Source organism: Allokutzneria multivorans (assembly GCF_039537405.1).
Taxonomy (GTDB): domain Bacteria; phylum Actinomycetota; class Actinomycetes; order Mycobacteriales; family Pseudonocardiaceae; genus Allokutzneria; species Allokutzneria multivorans.
Genome location: NZ_BAABAL010000019.1, coordinates 322,358 through 339,399, shown reverse-complemented (window position 1 = coordinate 339,399; position 17,042 = coordinate 322,358). Strand labels below are relative to the sequence as shown.

Genomic DNA, 17,042 nt, shown 5'->3' with positions numbered 1-17,042 from the left:
GGCATTTGTTTCGCCTGGCGTAACAAATGCCACATTGGGTACACAACCACTGCGTGACTGCGGCGGGGTCGGTTCCCCGGTCTTCAAGACCCGCGAACCCCCGCCTCAACCGTCTCCAACCACCCCAAACCCCACGTCTTCACGAGCGCCAACCACGAACGGCGCGTTTGACGCGTTGAGCGCACCAAACGACCCGTTCAGGGCTCCCAACGCACTGAACGGGTCGTTCAGGGCTTCGGAGGGCTGGTGCGCCGGTCTTCGAGATCCGCGGACCCCTGCCTCAACCGTCTCCAACCACGCCAAACCCCTCGTCCCATGCGCGCCCACCCAGCGAACGGCTCGTTTGGTGCGTTGAGCGTCCTGAATGACTCATTCAGGACGCTCAAGTACCTCAATGAGTCATTCAGCGCTCAAGTGGAAATGTGGTGGCGGGGGTTGGGGTGGGGCGGGCACACTGGTGGTGTGCGGCCGGCGCGGATGAGTCCGCCGGTTGATCTAGGTCCACCCGTTCGTGCGCGGTGTGACGCTTGCCCTGACGGGCTGCGGGGACGAGCCTGCTAACCTCAGTAGTTGGGTCTGGCTGCGTTCCGTGGCGGCCACGACCGTCTTCGCGTGACGCGGACCTCGCTCGCGCGGCCCCACGGAAAGACCAGCAAGGAGATCTACACGTGGCTCTGTCCACCGAGCAGAAGAAGAACATCCTCGGCGAGTACGCCGTCCGCGAGGGCGACACCGGCTCCCCCGAGGCCCAGGTGGCCCTGCTGAGCAAGCGCATCAGCGGTCTCACCGAGCACCTGAAGGTGCACAAGCACGACCACCACTCCCGCCGGGGTCTGCTGCTGATGGTCGGCCGTCGCCGCCGTCTGCTCAACTACCTCGCCAAGGTGGACATCGAGCGCTACCGGTCGCTGATCCAGCGCCTCGGCCTGCGCCGCTGACGTGATTCGAGGGGGAGTGGCCAGCGGGCCGCTCCCCCTCACCGCAACACCAGCACCACAACCCAATTTCAGGGCCTAGACGCCACCGCAGCACTCGCGGGACGCACGTTCGCCGGTCCTCGGTAGTGGTCTCCGGAAACAGCCGGGGACTTCGATCGAAGACCGGCCTTGTTCGGACCGCACACCCGCGACGTCCTCGCGGCGGCGGCCCGCAGAACAAGGAGCATTTGTGACCGAACTTGCAGTGCACGAGGCGTCCGCCGTCATCGACAACGGCCGCTTCGGAACCCGGACGGTGCGTTTCGAGACCGGCCGGCTGGCCCGTCAGGCTGCGGGCAGCGTCGTCGCCTACCTGGACGACGAGACCATGCTGCTCTCCGCGACCACGGCGTCGAAGCAGCCGAAGGACCACTTCGACTTCTTCCCGCTGACCATCGACGTCGAGGAGCGGATGTACGCCGCGGGCCGCATCCCCGGCTCGTTCTTCCGCCGCGAGGGCCGTCCCTCCACCGAGGCGATCCTGACCTGCCGCCTCGTCGACCGCCCGCTGCGCCCGTCCTTCGTCGACGGCCTGCGCAACGAGATCCAGGTCGTCATCACCGTGATGAGCCTGGACCCCAAGGACCTCTACGACGTGGTGGCGATCAACGCCGCCTCCGCCTCCACCCAGCTCGCCGGGCTGCCGTTCTCCGGCCCGGTCGGCGGCGTGCGCGTCGCGCTGATCGAGGGCCAGTGGGTCGCCTTCCCGACCTACGAGCAGCTCGAGGGCGCCGTCTTCGACATGGTCGTCGCCGGTCGCGTCGTCGGTGACGACGTCGCGATCATGATGGTCGAGGCCGAGGCCACCGAGCAGGTCACCGCCCTGGTCGCCGAGGGCGCCTCCGCCCCGACCGAGGAGATCGTCGCCTCGGGTCTCGAGGCCGCGAAGCCCTTCATCAAGGTGCTGTGCGAGGCCCAGGCCCAGCTGGCCCAGGTCGCCGCCAAGCAGACCCGCGACTTCCCGCTGTTCCCGGCCTACCAGCCGGACGCCTACGAGGCCGTCTCCGCCGCCGTCTCCGACGAGCTGGCCCAGGCGCTGACCATCGCGGGCAAGCAGGAGCGCGAGTCGCGCCTCGACGAGGTCAAGGCCGCCGCACTGGAGCGCGTCGTCACCGAGGGCTCCGCCTTCGCCGGTCGGGAGAAGGAGGTCGCCGCCGCCTTCCGCTCGCTGAACAAGAAGCTGGTCCGCCAGCGCGTGCTGCGCGACCAGATCCGCATCGACGGCCGCAGCACCACCGACATCCGCAGCCTCTCCGCCGAGGTCGCGCTGATCCCCAGGGCGCACGGCTCGGCGCTGTTCGAGCGCGGCGAGACCCAGATCCTGGGTGTCACCACGCTGAACATGCTGCGCATGGAGCAGCAGATCGACGCGCTGACGCCGGAGACGCGCAAGCGCTACATGCACCACTACAACTTCCCGCCGTACTCCACCGGTGAGACCGGCCGCGTGGGCTCGCCCAAGCGCCGCGAGATCGGCCACGGCGCGCTGGCCGAGCGGGCGCTGGCGCCCGTGCTGCCCTCGCGCGAGGAGTTCCCCTACACCATCCGCCAGGTCTCCGAGGCGCTCAGCTCCAACGGCTCCACCTCGATGGGCTCGGTCTGCGCCTCGACGATGTCGCTGCTCAACGCCGGTGTGCCGCTGAAGGCGCCGGTCGCGGGCATCGCGATGGGTCTGGTCTCCGACGAGGTCGACGGCGAGACCCGCTACGTCGCGCTGACCGACATCCTCGGTGCCGAGGACGCCTTCGGCGACATGGACTTCAAGGTCGCGGGCACCAAGCAGTTCATCACCGCCCTCCAGTTGGACACCAAGCTCGACGGCATCCCGTCGGACGTGCTGGCCAAGGCGCTCAGCCAGGCGCAGGACGCCCGGCTGACCATCCTGGAGGTCATGCAGGAGGCCATCGACGCGCCGGACGACATGAGCCCGTTCGCGCCGCGCGTCACCGCGGTGAAGATCCCGGTCGACAAGATCGGCGAGGTGATCGGGCCCAAGGGCAAGATGATCAACTCGATCACCGAGCAGACCGGTGCCGACATCTCCATCGAGGACGACGGCACGATCTACGTCGGCGCGGCGGACGGCCCCTCGGCCGACGCGGCGATCGACCTGATCAACGCGATCGCCAACCCGCAGCTGCCCAAGGTCGGCGAGCGCTTCCTCGGCACCGTGGTCAAGACGGCCGCCTTCGGCGCGTTCGTCTCGCTGCTGCCGGGCAAGGACGGCCTGGTGCACATCTCCAAGCTGGGTGCGGGCAAGCGCATCGCCAAGGTCGAGGACGTCGTCTCGGTCGGTGACAAGCTCCGCGTGGAGATCGCCGACATCGACAACCGCGGCAAGATCAGCCTCGTGCTGGTCAGCGAAGAGAACACTGACAACGCCGCCGCCGAGGGCGCCGACGCCAAGGCCGAGGCTCCGGCGGAAGCCGCCGCGAACTAGGGTCGTCCTGGCAGCACACAGCAATCCACTCCGCAGGGGGCGCTCACACAGCGCCCCCTGCGGCGTAGCGGAGGAGATCCGACCCTGAACGCGAACGGTGCCGGTGAGAACGGCGGAGTGACCGAGATCCTGGAGCGCGTCTCCGAGGACTGCGCGGTGCGCAGGACCGTGCTGCCGTGCGGCCTGCGGGTGATCACCGAGCAGCTGCCGGGCGTGCGCTCGGCGTCGGTGGGCATCTGGGTCGGCGTCGGGTCCCGCGACGAGGAGCCCGAGGTCGCGGGTGCCGCGCACTACCTGGAACACCTGCTGTTCAAGGGAACGCGGCGGCGCACCGCGGCGCAGATCGCCGAGGAGATCGACGCGGTCGGCGGCGAGCTGAACGCGTTCACCGCCAAGGAGCACACCTGCTACTACGCGCACACGCTGGACGCCGACCTGCCGCTGGCGGTGGACCTGGTCTCCGACGTGGTGTTCGAGGCCGTGTGCGCCGACGCGGACATGGAGACCGAGCGCAGCGTCGTCCTCGAAGAGATCGCCATGCGCGACGACGACCCCGAGGACCTGCTGCACGAGGCCTTCTGCGCGGCGATGCTCGGCGGGCACCCCCTCGGCCTGCCGGTGCTCGGCACCGACGAGTCGATCACCGCGATGAGCCGCGACGCGCTGTTCGCCTTCTACAAGAAGCGCTACACGCTGCCGAGGATGGTGCTGGCGGCGGCGGGCAACGTGGACCACGCGGAGATCCTGGCGCTGGCGGAGGCCGCTCTCGGCGAGCGCGCGAACGAGCGGCACACACCGATCGCGCCGCGCACGGGCTCGGCGGCCCTGCCGGCCGTGCCGATGCTCGACCCCGCGAGCGGGTCTTCGAGAAGCCGCTTGGTGCTCCAGCACGACGAGTCCGAGCAGGCGCACCTGATGCTCGGCGTGCCCGCGCTGGACCGGCACGACGAGCGCCGCTTCGCCCTCGGCGTGCTCAACGCGGCCCTCGGCGGCGGCATGAGCTCGCGGCTGTTCCAAGAGGTGCGCGAGCGGCGCGGGCTGGCGTACTCGGTCTACTCCTCGATCTCCTCCTACGCCGACACCGGCATGCTCTCCGTGTACGCCGGATGCCAGCCCGAGCGCCTCGGCGAGGTCGCGGGCGTCATCCGCGAGGTGCTCGGCGAGGTCGCCGACAACGGCCTCATGGACGCCGAAGTGACGCGTGGCAAGGGACAGCTGCGCGGGAACCTCGTACTGGGCCTGGAGGACACCGGTTCGCGGATGTCGCGGATCGGCAAGGGCGAGCTGAACTACGCCGACCACCTCAGCGTCGAGCAGACCCTGGCGCGGATCAGCGCGGTCACTCCGGAGGACGTGCGGGCGCTGGCCAAGGACCTGCTGAGCCGCCCGGTCAGCGCCGCGGTGGTCGGGTCGTACGCTTCTGCCGAGGAGTTGCCGAGCGAGGTGCACGAGGTGATCGCATGACGGACAGCACGCGGGTGGGAGTGCTCGGCGCACGGGGGCGCATGGGCGCCGAGGTGTGCCGCGCGGTGGAGGGTGCCGAGGACATGGTCCTGGTGGCCGCCCTCGACGCCGGAGACCCGTTGTCCGCGCTGTCCGAGGCCGGGGCTCAGGTCGTCGTCGACTTCACCCAGCCCTCCGTCGTGATGGACAACATCCAGTACTGCGTCGAGAACGGCATCCACGTCGTCGTCGGCACGAGCGGTTTCACCGACCAGCGCCTGGAGCAGATCCAGGGCTGGCTCGCGCAGCGCTCCGACCTCGGCGTGCTGATCGCCGCGAACTTCGCCATCGGCGCCGTGCTGGCGATGAAGTTCGCCGAGAAGGCCGCGCAGTTCTACGAGTCCGTGGAGATCGTCGAGCTGCACCACGAACGCAAGGTCGACGCGCCGTCCGGCACCGCCGCCCGCACCGCGCGCCTGATCGCGGACGCGCGCTCGGCAGCCGGGCTGGAGAAGTACGCGCCGGACGCCACGACGGAGTCGCTCGACGGCGCTCGTGGCGCGGACGTGGACGGCATCCGCGTGCACTCGCTGCGGCTCGCAGGCCTTGTGGCGCACCAGGAAGTGCTGTTCGGTGGCACCGGCGAGACGCTGACGATCCGGCACGATTCCTTGCACCGCAGCTCTTTCATGCCCGGCGTGCTGCTCGGCGTGCGCGAGGTGCTGAAGAACCCGGGGCTGACCCTGGGCCTCGAATCGGCTCTGGGGCTGTAGATGATCACCGCCGACGTATTTTTCCGCGCGGAGGCGAAATGATCACCGCTCGGCGGATGGCCGTGGTGCTGACCGCGGCGCTCGCGGTCTACTTCGTGCTGCTCGCCGGGCGGGGGATCGACCTCATCGCCTCCGGCACCGTCGTCGGAGTGCTCATGGGCGTGGCGATCCTGCTGCTGCCCGTGCTCGGCGTGATCCTGACGTTCTTCGAGTGGCGTTTCGGCGCGCAGACCGAGAAGCTGGCGCGCCTGCTGGACGACGACGGCGAGTTCCCCGACACCTCAGCGTTGCCGCGCCGCCCTTCGGGACGGGTGGAGCGCGACGCGGCGGACGCCTACTTCGCCGAGCGCAAGCAGGAGCTGGACGAGGCGCCGGAGGACTGGCGCGCGTGGTTCAAGGTCGCGCAGGCCTACGACCTCGCCGGGGACCGCAAACGCGGCCGCGAGGCCATGCGGAAGGCGATTGAACTTCAGCTCAGGTGAGCCACACGCCGAAGACCGACGGCGCGGCAGCGAGCGCGGCGAAGCGCACGAAGCGGCCGATCAGGCAGGCGGACAGGAAGTTGGTCAGCGACACGTTCGCGACCCCGGCGACCACCGCGACCGCGAAGTACGGCGGCAGGCTGGTCGAGGACGACAGCAGCAGCACGCCGTAGGTCCACGCGGGCCGCTTCTCGCACTCCGCCGCGAAGCGCTCCATGTAGCCGCTCCAGCGCCCCTGCACGTGCTCGGCGTCCTGCTGCTTGCGGCGCAGGAACGACGGCAGGCGAAGCATTCCCTTGCCCGCGTAGTAGTAGACGAGCTTGCCCGCGACCGAACCGACCGCGACCACGAGCGCGAGCGCCCACCACGGGATTTCGGGCTGTGTCACGGCGACGCCGAGCACCCACGGCTCGATCAGCACGGGCGGGATCACCGAGGACAACACCGCCATGCCGAGGCTCGCGCTCAACCAACCCAGCACTGCGGTACCCCCATAGCAAAAGGCCGACTGGCGAGGCTAGCACCCCAACGGATGACTCAATCCCGGAGTTCGAGCTCCAGGGAGCCGGTCAGCCGGTACTCGCGCAGCGGACGCCCGCCCGCGTCCAAGGTGCGCACGGTGCCGTCGGTGTCCCACCCCGCCGCGCGGTAGAAGTTCAGCGAAGCCTTGTCCTCCTGGGCGACCCAGGCGACGCCGCGCACCCCGCCCTTCTCGCGGTAGGCGGTGGCGGCCGTGGCCAGCAGGCGCCCGCCGTGCCCGCGACGGCCCCACCTGGGCTCGACCAGCAGGGTGCCGACCTGGACGACGTGCTGGGCGTCCTCGGGCAGTGCTCCGTCGGCGGCGGCCACCTCCTCCTCGGGGGCGGGCAGGATCGCGCAGAAGCCCACGGTCCACTCGCCCTCGGTGGCCACGAACACCAGCCCCGGGCCCTCCTGGACCGCTTGGCGCCACACGGCTTCCGCGCCGTCGGCGTCCATCCCGGCGAGCACGTCGGCCGGCAGCAGCGCGGCGTAGGCCTGGCGCCAGGTGTCGAGCTGGATGCGGGCGATCTCGGCGACGTCGTCGAGCGTCGCCGGGCGAACGGCGGCCTGGGCCATCGGGGGAGCTCCGTCGGGTAGCTAGCGGGGTGTGCCGCCAAGAACCTACCCGCGTCCGCGCGGCGAGCCGTGATGGCTACCCGTGGCCGGGCTCGCACCAAACCCCGTGCTGCGCGCGCCCCTCGCCGGAGCCGCCAATCCCCTCCCCGGTGGCGTCTTCGGCGACGCGTGGTGAGCCTGCTTCACCCGTGCGGCCAGGGCGCTCCGCGCGTGCTGGACGGAGACTTGGTGCAGACGGATTTCCCTTATATATCTGGAGATTTCACATGCGCAGGAACGCTTTGCTCGCCGTCGTCGTCGCGGCCTCCGTGGTCTCCGCGCCCGCCGTCGCGTTCGCCTCCGAGACCGAGACCTCGCCCGGCATCAGCACCGGCGCGATCCAGGACAAGATGGTCGCCGGGCTGCAGAAGGCGATGGGGCTGCTGCTCAACAAGATCCACACCTCGATGAAGCGGGGCATGCCGCTGACGCAGGACGACTTCAACCAGCTCATGGAGGTCCGCGACCGTCTCGCCAAGAAGGGCGTCGCGCCGACCAGGGAGTCCGAGGAGAAGCTGGCCATGATCAGGGCTGATTCGGCGGAGTGGGTGCGCAAGCTGCTGGAGAAGATGGGCGCCTGAGCCGCAGGGGACGCGGTGCCGTTGCCGCACCGCGTCCCCCGGCTGCGGTCAGACCCCGGCGTGGCTCCTGATCCAGTCGCGGAACAGCGCGACGTTGGTGTAGCCCGCCCACCCGCTGCCCGCCGGGCGGTGGCCGATCGCGCAGACCCCCGCCTGCACGGTGTTCCCGGAGGCCCCGCGCACGGTTACCGGTCCGCCGGAGTCACCACCGGCGATGCTTCCGTTGGTCTGCGTGCAGATCGCGCGCGGCGTGGCGTTGCTCTGCGCGCAGTTGACGCTGCTGATCTGGCCGTCGGCGTACTTGAGCCGCTCCGGAAGCGGGCCGCTCCAGTCCGCCTTCTCCGAACCCCAGCCGAGGACCTGCGCGGCCTTGCGGTCGGCGAGGTCGGCGGAGGTGGCCAGCGTCGAGTACTGCGACACCGCGACATCGCGATCCAGTTGCAGCAGGGCGATGTCCGCGCTCGGCCAGTTGTAGCCGGGGTGGACGACCTTGCGGGCCACCGTGGCGGTCTGGCCGCCGCTGCTGCGGGTCAGCGAGCCCACGCGCACGGTGTAGGTGCCTGCCGCGGTGACGCAGTGCGCGGCCGTGAGGACCCACCGCCGCGCGATGATCGAGGACGTGCACGTGAACCCGCCGTTGCGGTGCAGGGCGCTGATCCACGGCTTCGCCGACGACACGAAGCCGCCGCCGACGATCTGCGTCTGCACGTCTTCGGGTGCGGGCGCCGCTGTCGCGGTGGGGGCGAGCACTGTCGTGACACCCAGGGTGATGGCCGCGAGCCGCATGCTGGTGAAGCGCATGATGATCTCCTTGCAGGGGGAGAATCCGCGCGGCGGTGCGGGTTCGAAGGGGAGACGTGGTCAAGTCTGAGGAAGAGTCGCGTTTATCGGTCAGCTCCGTTCGTCGCAAACTTTCCTCGTGAGTAGTGCTGCGTTCGCACAGTGCGCTCCGCCATTTGTCCCGCGCCGTTCGTCGTTGTCGCGCAAAGTGATGTCCGCATCACTCGTCCCGGGAATGCCGATCTTTCCCGCGCGGGTCCCAGAATGGGCTGTTCGCCCCGCCGGGGCGTGGGAGTGGGGAATCATTGTGAAGCGCCAGGTGGAGCCGGGTTCCGAGCCGACCGCGGACGATCTCCTCCGCGTGATGCGCGACACCTCCCAGGAGTCGCTGGCCAGGCGGCTCGCCGAGGCCATCGCCGCCGAGTCGCACGTGGCCGCGATCCTGCCGAGGCAACGCGGGGCCAGTCGCCTTTCCTGAGCCCTCGAATGGGTCGAATCGTGCGTTCCGGGAATGTCCGGCGGGTTTTCTCCGGAGGTATGCGGGGGCGTCACTGAATATTGATCTTGTCGACGTCCTGCATGGCGGGAAACCGCGAGATCTTTGTCAGGGGTGCGTGCGAACGTGGGCGTGTGACGACCTCTGCCGCCTCGTCGACCGGGACCCCTGACGCGACCGATTCCCCTGACACCACCGCGCACCGCGCCCCCGGGTGGCTCCCGTGGGCCGCGCTCGGCGTGGTCTACCTGGTGTGGGGCTCCACCTACCTCGGCATCCGCTTCACGATCACCTCGATGCCCGCGCTGCTCTCCGCCGGGCTCCGGTTCCTGCTGGCCGGACTGCTGCTCACGGTGATCGTCCTCGCCGTCTCCGGCCGCTCCGCCCTGCGCATGTCGCTGCCGGAGTTCGGCACCGCCGCGCTCGGCGGAGTGCTGCTTCCCGCGCTGGGCAACGGGATCGTCGTCATAGCCCAGTTCCAGGTGGCGTCGGGGCTGGCCGCGCTGCTGGTCGCCTGCGTGCCGCTGTACGTGGTGGTGCTGCGCCGGGCCAGCGGCGAGCGGCCGCCGTGGATCACCTTCGCCGGGGTCGGGCTCGGGCTGGCCGGGCTCGCGGTGCTGCTGCTCGGCGGATCGACCTCGGCGGGCACGCACGGCTCGGCGTGGTGGGGGCCGTGGTTGGTGTTGCTGGCGGCGGCCTTCTGGGCGACGGGCTCGTTCGCGACGACCAAGCTCCCCGTGCCCGCCAACCCCTTCGCGCTCTCCTCCGTGCAGATGGTCGTCGGCGGGATCGTGCTGTCCCTGGGCGGTCTCGTGTCCGGCGAGCGCATCGACTTCGCCGCGATCACCCCGTCCTCCTGGATCGCCTGGATCTACCTCGTCGTCTTCGGGTCGCTGCTGGCGTTCAGCTCCTACGTCTACGCGCTCGGCACGCTGCCGGTGTCGACCGTGGCCACCTACGCCTACGTCAACCCGGTGATCGCGGTGGTGCTCGGCGTGGTGCTGGCGAAGGAGAGCTTCGACCTCGTCCAGCTCGCCGGTGGTGCGTTGGTGCTGGTCGCGGTCGTGCTCGTGGTGCGCGCGGAGCGTCGTTCGCGGCGGTCGGTGATCACGGAGTCCTCGCCGGTCGAGGGGACTGTCAGTGGGTGATGCCACTATCTCCAGCCGTGCAGACTCTCTCGCTGGCGGCCACCCGCAGGGCGGCGTTGGCCGCGCAGGGCTTCGCCGACGCCCGCCCGGCAGGACCGCCGACCCGACGGCACCTCCAGCGCGTGCTCGACCGCACCGGCCTGCTCCAGCTGGACTCGGTGAACGTGGCCGTGCGTGCCCACTACGCACCGGTCTTCGCGCGCCTGGGCTCCTACCCGTTGGAGCTGGTGGACGACGCCGCCTGGTCGCATTCCGCGCGCAGGCCCCGGCTGCTCGTGGAGTACTGGGCGCACGAGGCCAGCCTGCTGCCGGTGGCTGACTGGCCGTTGCTGCGGTGGCGGATGCGGCGGTACGAGTCGTTGAAGGGCAAGCACTGGAAGGCCGCGCACAGCGAACCCCAGCTGATCTCCGACGTGCTCGCCGCAGTCAAGGAGCTGGGCCCGGTCGGCGCGGGCACCCTGGAGCGCGAACTGGGCGGGCCCGGCAAGCTCGGCAAGGGCGGGTGGTGGAACCGCAGCAACACCAAGATCGCGTGCGAGTACCTGTTCGCCGTCGGCGAGCTGACCACCGGGGCGCGACGCGGCTTCGAACGGCTCTACGACCTGACCGAACGCGTTGTGCCGCAAGAGATCCACTCGCTGCCGGAGCCCAGCCTCGACGAGGCCGCGCGCCGGCTGGTCGAGCGTTCCGCGATCTCGCACGGCGTCGCCACCGAGACCGACCTGCGCGACTACTACCGGCTCGGCGTGCAACCGTGCCGCCAGGCCATCGCCGAACTCGTCGAGGACGGCGTGCTGGAGCCCGTCCAGGTCGAGGGCTGGCGCAACCTCGCGTACCGCCACGTCGACGCCAAGATGCCCCGCAGCGTCCGCGCACGCGCGCTGCTGTGCCCGTTCGACCCGCTGATCTGGGAGCGGGCGCGCACCGAGCGGCTCTTCGGTTTCCACTACCGCATCGAGATCTACGTTCCCGCCGAGCTGCGGAAGTTCGGCTACTACGTGTTCCCGTTCCTGCTCAACGAGGAACTCGTCGCGCGCGTCGACCTCAAGGCCGACCGCGCCGACGGCGTGCTGCGCGTGCAGGGCGCCTTCGCCGAACCCGACGCGGACCGCACGCGCGTCGCCGTCGAGCTGGCCGACCAACTGCGCGAGATGGCGGAGTGGCTCGGCCTGTCCGGCGTCTGGATCGGCGCGCGCGGTGACCTCGCCAAGCACCTCCGCAAGGTCATCTGACCGTCCACTGTGGACGTTTTACGTGGGCGCTGGGCGGAGTCCGGCGACCATCCTGGTGAAGACGGCGGTGTACTCGGCCTTCACCAGGGGCTTGTCCTCCGGTGCGGCCTGGGCCAGCGCGATCCCGGCGGCGCCGAGCATGCTGAAGAGGAGGCGGGTGGTGGTGCGCACGGGCTGCGGCTCGATGTCGCCGCTGTCGATCATCGCCGTGACGAGCTGCTCGACCAGCCGGTAGGAGGCGTCCTGCTCGGCCGCCTGCCAGTACGCCGAGCCGAGCGCGATGGGCGCCTCCAGCCACACCACCCTGCCGAACACCGGGTCGCAGCAGTGCTCCAGGAAGACCTCCAGTGCGGCGAGCGCGGCCTCCCACGGGGTCGGCGCCCGCCGCGCCGCGGCCGCTGAGGCCCGCGTGGCCTCGGAGTCCAGCTCCTCGAAGGCGGCGGCGAACAACGCGGTCTTGTTGGCGAAGTGGTGGTAGATCGCGCCCCGGGTGGCGTGCACGTCGGCGGCCACGTCCTCCAGCGCGGTCCCCGCGAAGCCCCGTTCGGCGAACCTCCTGCCGGCCGCCGCCAGCACCGCGGCCCTGGTGGCCTGGGCGTACTGCTCGCGCCGGCTCCTGGTGGTCGACATGCGCACAGCCTACGACATACAGTGCGTATGTCACCGACGCTGTGTATGTCGCGGTCGCCCGTGGAGGAGAGCCCGATGACCATGCCCGACGAGCTGCTGTACAACCCCTTCGCTCCGGGGTACTTCAACGATCCGTACGCGCAGTACAAGGTGTTGCGCGACGAGGACCCGGTGCACCAGCACCCGCTGGGGTTCTGGTTCGTCTCCCGCCACGACGACGTCGCGGCGCTGCTGCGGGCCGGGCTGTCGGTCGAGGTGCGCAACCTCGCGCCCGGCGAGTTCCGGGACCAGGTCGTCCCGGAGGAGGGGCGCGGCGCGCTCGACCTGTCCATGCTCGACCGCGACCCGCCCGACCACACGCGGCTGCGTTCGTTGGTCACCAAGGTCTTCACGCGTCGCCGGGTGGCCGCGCTGCGCCCACGGATCGAGCAACTCGTGGACGCCGCGCTGGACCGCATGGCGGAGAAGGGCGACTGCGACCTGGTCGAGGAGTTGGCGTTCCCGCTGCCGTTCGCGGTGATCTCGGAGATGCTCGGCATCCCTGAGGGCGACCACGCCCGCATCCGCGAGCTGAGCGGAACACTCGTGCGGTCGCTGGAGATCGTGGCCGACGACGAGACCGTCAACGCGATCGCCGCGGCCGACGCCGAGCTGACCGCGATCGCTGCCGACCTGGTCGAGTGGAAGCGGGGCAACCCGGGGGAGGACCTGCTCACCGACCTCGTCCAGGCCGAGCACGAAGGACAGGTGCTGGACCGCGATGAGCTTGTGGCGCAAGTGGTTCTGCTCTACGTCGCCGGTCACGAGACCACGGTCAACCTCATCGCCAACGGCGTGAACGCGTTGCTGCGCAACCCGGATCAGCTCGCGGCGCTGCGCGACCGACCGGAACTCGAAGCGAACGCCGTGGAGGAGTTCCTGCGCTACGACTCGCCCGTGCAGCAGACGCGGCGGGTCACGACCGAGCCCTTCACCTTGCGGGACAAGGAGATTCCGGCGGGCTCCTTCGTCATCGCCTGCTTGGGCTCCGCCAACCGTGACGAGCGCTTCTACGGCTCCGACGCCGACCAGCTCCGGCTCGACCGGCCCGAGGCCCGGCACCAGGTGTCCTTCGGCGCCGGGCCGCACCACTGCCTCGGCGCCGCGCTCGCCCGCCTGGAGGGCGAGGTCGCCATCGGCCGACTGGTGCGGCGCTTCCCCGACCTCGGCTTCGCCGGAGCGCTGGAGTGGAACGGCCGTATCAACCTCCATGGCCCCGCCACCTTCCCCGTCACCGTGCACTCCGCCTAAGGCCTGTCCTGTGAGTGCTTGAGCTGCGGATTCCGGTCACGGCGTCGCCTGAGGGTTGGGGTGTCTTGAAGACCGGCGAACCTGACGACCTACAGACAGGCGCTAGTTGACGGAGGTGGTGACGAGGACGTTGCCGGAGGCGGTGCGGCCCTCGATGCGCAGCGCGGGGTTGTCCCAGCCGGACTGGCGCTCGGCGAACACGGGCAGTTCGCTGCGTGCCTCGCCGGAGACGGAGAGCAGGTCGAGTTCGGCCACGATGCCTTGGCGCACACCGATTCTGAGCGAGCCGGAGCCGCTGGCGAGGTGGATGCGGCCGGACGCGGCGTCGGCGACGGTGAGGTCCCCGCTGCCGGTGCGCACCTCGACGTCGTGCTGCACGGCGCCGAGCCACACGTGCCCGCCGGTGGTGACGAGCTTGCTGGGGCCGTGCACGGCGGAGATCTCCAGCGCGCCGTTGCCGCTCTTCGCGCGCAGCGTGCCGTGCACGGGGCCGAGCCGGACGGTGCCGGTCCCGGTCTGCACGTTGGTGCTGCCGTCGGTGCGGTCCACGGTGATGTCACCGCTGGAGGTGGTCAGGTCGATCCGCCCGGCGGCCGCCCCGGTCGCACCGGCCACGGTCACGGCGGCGGAGCCGGTGGTGACGGTGACGTGGGAGCCCCTGGGCACGCGCACGAGGACGGCCAGCGGCACGACGCGCAACGGCATGCCCTGTGGGCCGCGCACGACGAGGCGGTTGCCGGTCTGCTCGATCCGGGTCTGCTTCACAGCCTCGTCGGTCGGAGCGTCCTGCTCGCCGCCGACGATCTGCGAGTTGACCCAGTTGAAGAGCCCGGAAAGGCCGTTCACCAGGGTGTCCCCGCCCTCGGTCAGGCGGCGCACGGTGACCGAGGCGCCGTGGTCGCCGATCAGCTCGACCTCGACGCGGCCCGCGTTGACGTGCACCTCGACCTCGGCGGGCCGGGTGGTGACGAACTCGTGCTGGCGGATGACGCCGTTGTCGGTGTTGGTGCCGGTGTTGGTGGACTCGCTCATGTCTTCTCTCCCCCTGGCCTCAGCCACGAACCCAGCCGCGAAGGCGTTCACCGGTCTCGGGCTGCTCCTGCTCCCGCCGCGCCTTCTGCTGGTTGTTGGCCCGGTTCTGCAGCGCGCTGCGCACGGCGTAGCCCATCCAGCTGTTCAGCGACACGCCCTGCGAGGCGGCGGCCTTCTCGGCCTTGGACTTGATCTCGTCCACCATGCGCAGCGTCACCCGGCTGATGTTGCCGGTGGCGTCGTCGAAGGCGTTCTTGAGCGGGGTCTCCTCCTTCGGCTGCTCCTCCTCGGCCGGGGCCGCTGCCTCCTCGGGCTCCGGTTCGGGAGCCGCCTCGGGTTCCGGCTCCGGCTGGGGCTGCGCGCGCGGGGCGCGGAGCGGGCTGGTCACGACCTCGACGTCGCGGCCGCGGAGCCGGACCTCGACGACGTGGTCCTCCTGGGCGGCGGTGACCTGGGCGGCGAGGTCGGACAGCGCGTTCATGATCACCAGGCGGGCGGCGGGCTCCAGGGCCGCGGCCAGCACCGCGGCGGTCCGCTGGGTCTGCTCGTCCCCGGCCGACGCCGCGGTGGCGAGGTCCTCGCGGAGCGCGGCGATGTAGGGCGTGAGGTCCATGACGTCACTATGGCGTCACCGGTGACGTCAGTCAACCGAGCGTGGCGTCACGAAGTCTTATACCCGCAGGCGAGCGCCGATCTTGAGCCCTCTACTGTGGCTCGCGGAGTGCGTCCGAACCCGGCGGGCGCAGGGAGCAAAGGGCAAGGCATGGCGCAGACGGTGTCCCCGAAGGTGCAACTCATCGCCAAGACGGAGTTCTTCCCGCCCGCCGAGGTGCCCTGGTCCACCGACGCGGACGGCGGTCAGGCACTGGCGGAGTTCGCCGGGCGCGCGTGCTACCAGTCCTGGCGCAAGCCCAACCCGAAGACCGCGACCAACGCCGGGTACCTGCGGCACATCCTGGAGGTGGGCCACCTCTCCGTGCTGGAGCACGGGTCGGTGAGCTTCTACCTGACCGGCATGTCCCGCTCGCTCACCCACGAGCTGATCCGGCACCGCCACTTCTCCTACTCGCAGCTCTCGCAGCGCTACGTGCCCGAGTCCGACGCCGCGATGGTCGAGCCGGACGTGATCGCGAACGACCCCGAGCTGCACGAGATGTTCGCCAAGGCCGCCGAGGCCAGCGTCGCGGCGTACAACGAGCTGCTCGCCGGGCTGGAGAAGAAGTTCGCCGACGTCACCAACGCGACGCTGCGCCGCAAGCAGGCCCGCCAGGCCGCCCGCGCGATCCTGCCCAACGCCACCGAGACCCGCATCGTGGTGACCGGCAACTACCGGGCGTGGCGCCACTTCATCGCCATGCGCGCCACCGAGCACGCCGACGTGGAGATCCGCGCGCTGGCCATCGAGTGCCTGCGCCACCTGCAGAAGGCGGCGGAGAACGTGTTCAGCGACTTCGAGATCTCCTCGCTGCCCGACGGCACGGAGGTCGCCTCCAGCCCGTTGGTCGCCGAGGGCTGAGCTGAGAAGGGGGCGGGCGTGAGCACGGTTGAGCTGGACCTGCTGCCAGGTGCCCACAGCGTGCTCCGCCTCGCCGCCGATGCCCGTGCGCCAGTAGAAGTCCTTGCGGCGCAAGGGTTTGTGTCGATCACCAGAACGCGCGACGAGCTGTCGGTGGTGTGCCCGACGGCTGTCGCGCCGACCGCCGACGAGGCCGAGGGCGGGTGGCGCGTGCTGACCGCGCGCGGCCCGTTCGACTTCGCGCTGACCGGGATCATGGCCGCGCTGTCCACCCCGCTCGCCGAGGCGGGCGTGCCGCTGTTCGCGTTGTCCACCTATGACACCGACCACCTGATGGTCCGCGAGGAACACCTGGCGCGAGCCGTTGCCGCACTGGAGAACGCGGGCCACCGAGTGCACGCCTAGGCTGGGCCCATGGGCCTGGCGCGGGATGAGCGAAGTGCACTGTCCGAGCTGTTCGAGGAGGTCGGACCCGACGCGCCGACGCTGTGCGGGGACTGGCTGACCCGAGACCTCGCCGCGCACCTCGTGATCAGGGAGCGCAGGCCCGACGCCGCCGCCGGAATCCTCGTCTCCGCGCTGGCGGGCTACACCGAGCGCGTGCAGAAGAGCTACGCCGCGAAGCCCTGGCGCGAGCTGGTCGAGCTGGTGCGCACCGGCCCTCCGACGCTGTCGCCGTTCTCCTTGCCAGGCGTGGACGAATCGGCCAACGGCGCGGAGTTCTTCGTGCACCACGAGGACGTTCGCCGAGGCGCTCCGGGATGGGAGCCCCGCCCGGCCGACGCGAAGCGCGACGAGGCGGTGTGGCGGCAGGTGTCGCGGGTGGCGCGGCTGAACTACCGGCGCAGTCCGGTGGGCATCGAGCTGCGGCGCCCGGACGGCGCGGCGGTCACCGCCAAGCGCGGGCCGAACACGGTCGCGCTGATCGGAGAACCGGCCGAGCTGCTGCTGCACGCCTTCGGCCGGGCCGAGGTGCGCCTGGAGTTCGAGGGCGAGCAGCGCGCCATCGCCGTGGTCAACGGCCTCAGTCGAGGCATCTAGCCCGAGAGCCCGACTTCGGCAAGCCCTCGGGTCCGCCGGTCTTC

Annotated in this window: 19 protein-coding genes; 13 read left to right on the top strand and 6 right to left on the bottom strand. The window is 70.5% G+C overall.

All coding sequences use genetic code 11. The annotated features are described in order from the left end of the window. Nucleotides 1-668: 668 nt before the first annotated feature. The 5 genes from rpsO (at nucleotide 669) to ABD798_RS29460 (ending at nucleotide 6,115) form a co-directional block, all read left to right on the top strand. Nucleotides 669-938 carry a 30S ribosomal protein S15 gene (rpsO, locus tag ABD798_RS29480; RefSeq protein ID WP_030430415.1) on the top strand — a complete coding sequence of 90 codons (270 nt, stop codon included), beginning with the start codon at nucleotides 669-671 and terminating at the stop codon, nucleotides 936-938. A 229-nt stretch (nucleotides 939-1,167) separates the two neighbouring features. After that, complete coding sequence (locus tag ABD798_RS29475; protein ID WP_344881891.1) at nucleotides 1,168-3,417, top strand: polyribonucleotide nucleotidyltransferase; 2,250 nt, start codon at nucleotides 1,168-1,170, stop codon at nucleotides 3,415-3,417. 84 nt (nucleotides 3,418-3,501) lie between these two features. Beyond that, nucleotides 3,502-4,881 (top strand): M16 family metallopeptidase, encoded by a 1,380-nt coding sequence (locus tag ABD798_RS29470; RefSeq protein ID WP_425549308.1) that lies wholly within the window; start codon nucleotides 3,502-3,504, stop codon nucleotides 4,879-4,881. Then, nucleotides 4,878-5,633 (top strand): 4-hydroxy-tetrahydrodipicolinate reductase, encoded by a 756-nt coding sequence (dapB, locus tag ABD798_RS29465; RefSeq protein WP_344881885.1) that lies wholly within the window; start codon nucleotides 4,878-4,880, stop codon nucleotides 5,631-5,633. The genes ABD798_RS29470 and dapB overlap by 4 nt, the downstream gene beginning before the upstream one ends. Before the next feature lie 38 nt (nucleotides 5,634-5,671). Further along, nucleotides 5,672-6,115 (top strand): hypothetical protein, encoded by a 444-nt coding sequence (locus ABD798_RS29460; RefSeq protein WP_425549289.1) that lies wholly within the window; start codon nucleotides 5,672-5,674, stop codon nucleotides 6,113-6,115. On the opposite strand, the gene ABD798_RS29455 is transcribed toward ABD798_RS29460, so the two are convergent. Together ABD798_RS29455 and ABD798_RS29450 are read right to left on the bottom strand one after the other, a co-directional pair. Beyond that, a complete protein-coding gene (locus tag ABD798_RS29455; RefSeq protein ID WP_344881882.1) occupies nucleotides 6,108-6,596 on the bottom strand; it encodes a VTT domain-containing protein in 489 nt (162 codons plus the stop codon). The two genes, ABD798_RS29460 and ABD798_RS29455, sit on opposite strands and share 8 nt — an antisense overlap. A 56-nt stretch (nucleotides 6,597-6,652) precedes the next feature. Further along, nucleotides 6,653-7,213, bottom strand: coding sequence for a GNAT family N-acetyltransferase (locus ABD798_RS29450; RefSeq protein ID WP_344881879.1), 561 nt, complete (start codon nucleotides 7,211-7,213; stop codon nucleotides 6,653-6,655). 266 nt (nucleotides 7,214-7,479) lie between these two features. Here ABD798_RS29450 and ABD798_RS29445 point away from each other — a divergent pair, with 266 nt between their 5' ends. Continuing rightward, the gene (locus ABD798_RS29445) at nucleotides 7,480-7,833 is read left to right on the top strand and encodes a hypothetical protein (protein WP_344881876.1); all 354 of its coding nucleotides are present in this window, start codon (nucleotides 7,480-7,482) and stop codon (nucleotides 7,831-7,833) included. Nucleotides 7,834-7,881: 48 nt separating this feature from the next. Here the strand turns inward: ABD798_RS29445 and ABD798_RS29440 are convergent, their stop codons facing one another. Further along, the gene (locus tag ABD798_RS29440; protein ID WP_344881873.1) at nucleotides 7,882-8,634 is read right to left on the bottom strand and encodes a S1 family peptidase; all 753 of its coding nucleotides are present in this window, start codon (nucleotides 8,632-8,634) and stop codon (nucleotides 7,882-7,884) included. Nucleotides 8,635-8,920: 286 nt separating this feature from the next. Here ABD798_RS29440 and ABD798_RS29435 point away from each other — a divergent pair, with 286 nt between their 5' ends. The 3 genes from ABD798_RS29435 to ABD798_RS29425 all read left to right on the top strand — a co-directional run bounded on the left by ABD798_RS29435 (nucleotide 8,921) and on the right by ABD798_RS29425 (nucleotide 11,489). Beyond that, nucleotides 8,921-9,091 carry a hypothetical protein gene (locus tag ABD798_RS29435; RefSeq protein ID WP_344881870.1) on the top strand — a complete coding sequence of 57 codons (171 nt, stop codon included), beginning with the start codon at nucleotides 8,921-8,923 and terminating at the stop codon, nucleotides 9,089-9,091. A 152-nt stretch (nucleotides 9,092-9,243) separates the two neighbouring features. Continuing rightward, nucleotides 9,244-10,257: an EamA family transporter gene (locus ABD798_RS29430; RefSeq protein ID WP_344881867.1), complete on the top strand. Its 1,014-nt coding sequence runs from the start codon at nucleotides 9,244-9,246 to the stop codon at nucleotides 10,255-10,257. Nucleotides 10,258-10,274: 17 nt separating this feature from the next. Continuing rightward, on the top strand, nucleotides 10,275-11,489 hold the full coding sequence (locus tag ABD798_RS29425) for a winged helix-turn-helix domain-containing protein (RefSeq protein ID WP_344881864.1): 1,215 nt from the start codon (nucleotides 10,275-10,277) through the stop codon (nucleotides 11,487-11,489). An 18-nt stretch (nucleotides 11,490-11,507) separates the two neighbouring features. On the opposite strand, the gene ABD798_RS29420 is transcribed toward ABD798_RS29425, so the two are convergent. Continuing rightward, a complete protein-coding gene (locus ABD798_RS29420) occupies nucleotides 11,508-12,119 on the bottom strand; it encodes a TetR/AcrR family transcriptional regulator (RefSeq protein ID WP_344881861.1) in 612 nt (203 codons plus the stop codon). A 75-nt stretch (nucleotides 12,120-12,194) separates the two neighbouring features. On the opposite strand from ABD798_RS29420, the gene ABD798_RS29415 reads away from it, so the two are divergent. Beyond that, nucleotides 12,195-13,409: a cytochrome P450 gene (locus ABD798_RS29415; RefSeq protein WP_344881858.1), complete on the top strand. Its 1,215-nt coding sequence runs from the start codon at nucleotides 12,195-12,197 to the stop codon at nucleotides 13,407-13,409. A 102-nt stretch (nucleotides 13,410-13,511) separates the two neighbouring features. Here the strand turns inward: ABD798_RS29415 and ABD798_RS29410 are convergent, their stop codons facing one another. Together ABD798_RS29410 and ABD798_RS29405 are read right to left on the bottom strand one after the other, a co-directional pair. Further along, nucleotides 13,512-14,441, bottom strand: a complete 930-nt coding sequence (locus ABD798_RS29410; RefSeq protein WP_344881856.1) for a DUF4097 family beta strand repeat-containing protein — start codon at nucleotides 14,439-14,441, stop codon at nucleotides 13,512-13,514. A 19-nt stretch (nucleotides 14,442-14,460) separates the two neighbouring features. After that, nucleotides 14,461-15,054 carry a toxin-antitoxin system HicB family antitoxin gene (locus ABD798_RS29405; protein ID WP_344881853.1) on the bottom strand — a complete coding sequence of 198 codons (594 nt, stop codon included), beginning with the start codon at nucleotides 15,052-15,054 and terminating at the stop codon, nucleotides 14,461-14,463. A gap of 150 nt (nucleotides 15,055-15,204) precedes the next feature. Here ABD798_RS29405 and thyX point away from each other — a divergent pair, with 150 nt between their 5' ends. The 3 genes from thyX to ABD798_RS29390 are packed head-to-tail and all read left to right on the top strand — an operon-like array spanning nucleotide 15,205 to nucleotide 16,998. Then, nucleotides 15,205-15,957: an FAD-dependent thymidylate synthase gene (gene thyX, locus ABD798_RS29400; protein ID WP_344881850.1), complete on the top strand. Its 753-nt coding sequence runs from the start codon at nucleotides 15,205-15,207 to the stop codon at nucleotides 15,955-15,957. An 18-nt stretch (nucleotides 15,958-15,975) separates the two neighbouring features. Then, nucleotides 15,976-16,362 carry an ACT domain-containing protein gene (locus ABD798_RS29395; RefSeq protein WP_344881847.1) on the top strand — a complete coding sequence of 129 codons (387 nt, stop codon included), beginning with the start codon at nucleotides 15,976-15,978 and terminating at the stop codon, nucleotides 16,360-16,362. A 9-nt stretch (nucleotides 16,363-16,371) separates the two neighbouring features. Then, nucleotides 16,372-16,998: a TIGR03085 family metal-binding protein gene (locus tag ABD798_RS29390; protein WP_344881844.1), complete on the top strand. Its 627-nt coding sequence runs from the start codon at nucleotides 16,372-16,374 to the stop codon at nucleotides 16,996-16,998. Nucleotides 16,999-17,042 lie beyond the last annotated feature (44 nt).

Coding starts and splice junctions, on each gene's coding strand:
- dapB (WP_344881885.1), top strand. CDS start 4,878: ATGACGGACAGCACGCGGGTGGGAGTGCTCGGCGCACGGGGGCGCATG.
- ABD798_RS29460 (WP_425549289.1), top strand. CDS start 5,672: ATGATCACCGCTCGGCGGATGGCCGTGGTGCTGACCGCGGCGCTCGCG.
- ABD798_RS29450 (WP_344881879.1), bottom strand. CDS start 7,213: ATGGCCCAGGCCGCCGTTCGCCCGGCGACGCTCGACGACGTCGCCGAG.
- ABD798_RS29445 (WP_344881876.1), top strand. CDS start 7,480: ATGCGCAGGAACGCTTTGCTCGCCGTCGTCGTCGCGGCCTCCGTGGTC.
- ABD798_RS29440 (WP_344881873.1), bottom strand. CDS start 8,634: ATGCGCTTCACCAGCATGCGGCTCGCGGCCATCACCCTGGGTGTCACG.
- ABD798_RS29420 (WP_344881861.1), bottom strand. CDS start 12,119: ATGTCGACCACCAGGAGCCGGCGCGAGCAGTACGCCCAGGCCACCAGG.
- ABD798_RS29415 (WP_344881858.1), top strand. CDS start 12,195: ATGACCATGCCCGACGAGCTGCTGTACAACCCCTTCGCTCCGGGGTAC.
- ABD798_RS29410 (WP_344881856.1), bottom strand. CDS start 14,441: ATGAGCGAGTCCACCAACACCGGCACCAACACCGACAACGGCGTCATC.
- ABD798_RS29405 (WP_344881853.1), bottom strand. CDS start 15,054: ATGGACCTCACGCCCTACATCGCCGCGCTCCGCGAGGACCTCGCCACC.
- thyX (WP_344881850.1), top strand. CDS start 15,205: ATGGCGCAGACGGTGTCCCCGAAGGTGCAACTCATCGCCAAGACGGAG.
- ABD798_RS29390 (WP_344881844.1), top strand. CDS start 16,372: ATGGGCCTGGCGCGGGATGAGCGAAGTGCACTGTCCGAGCTGTTCGAG.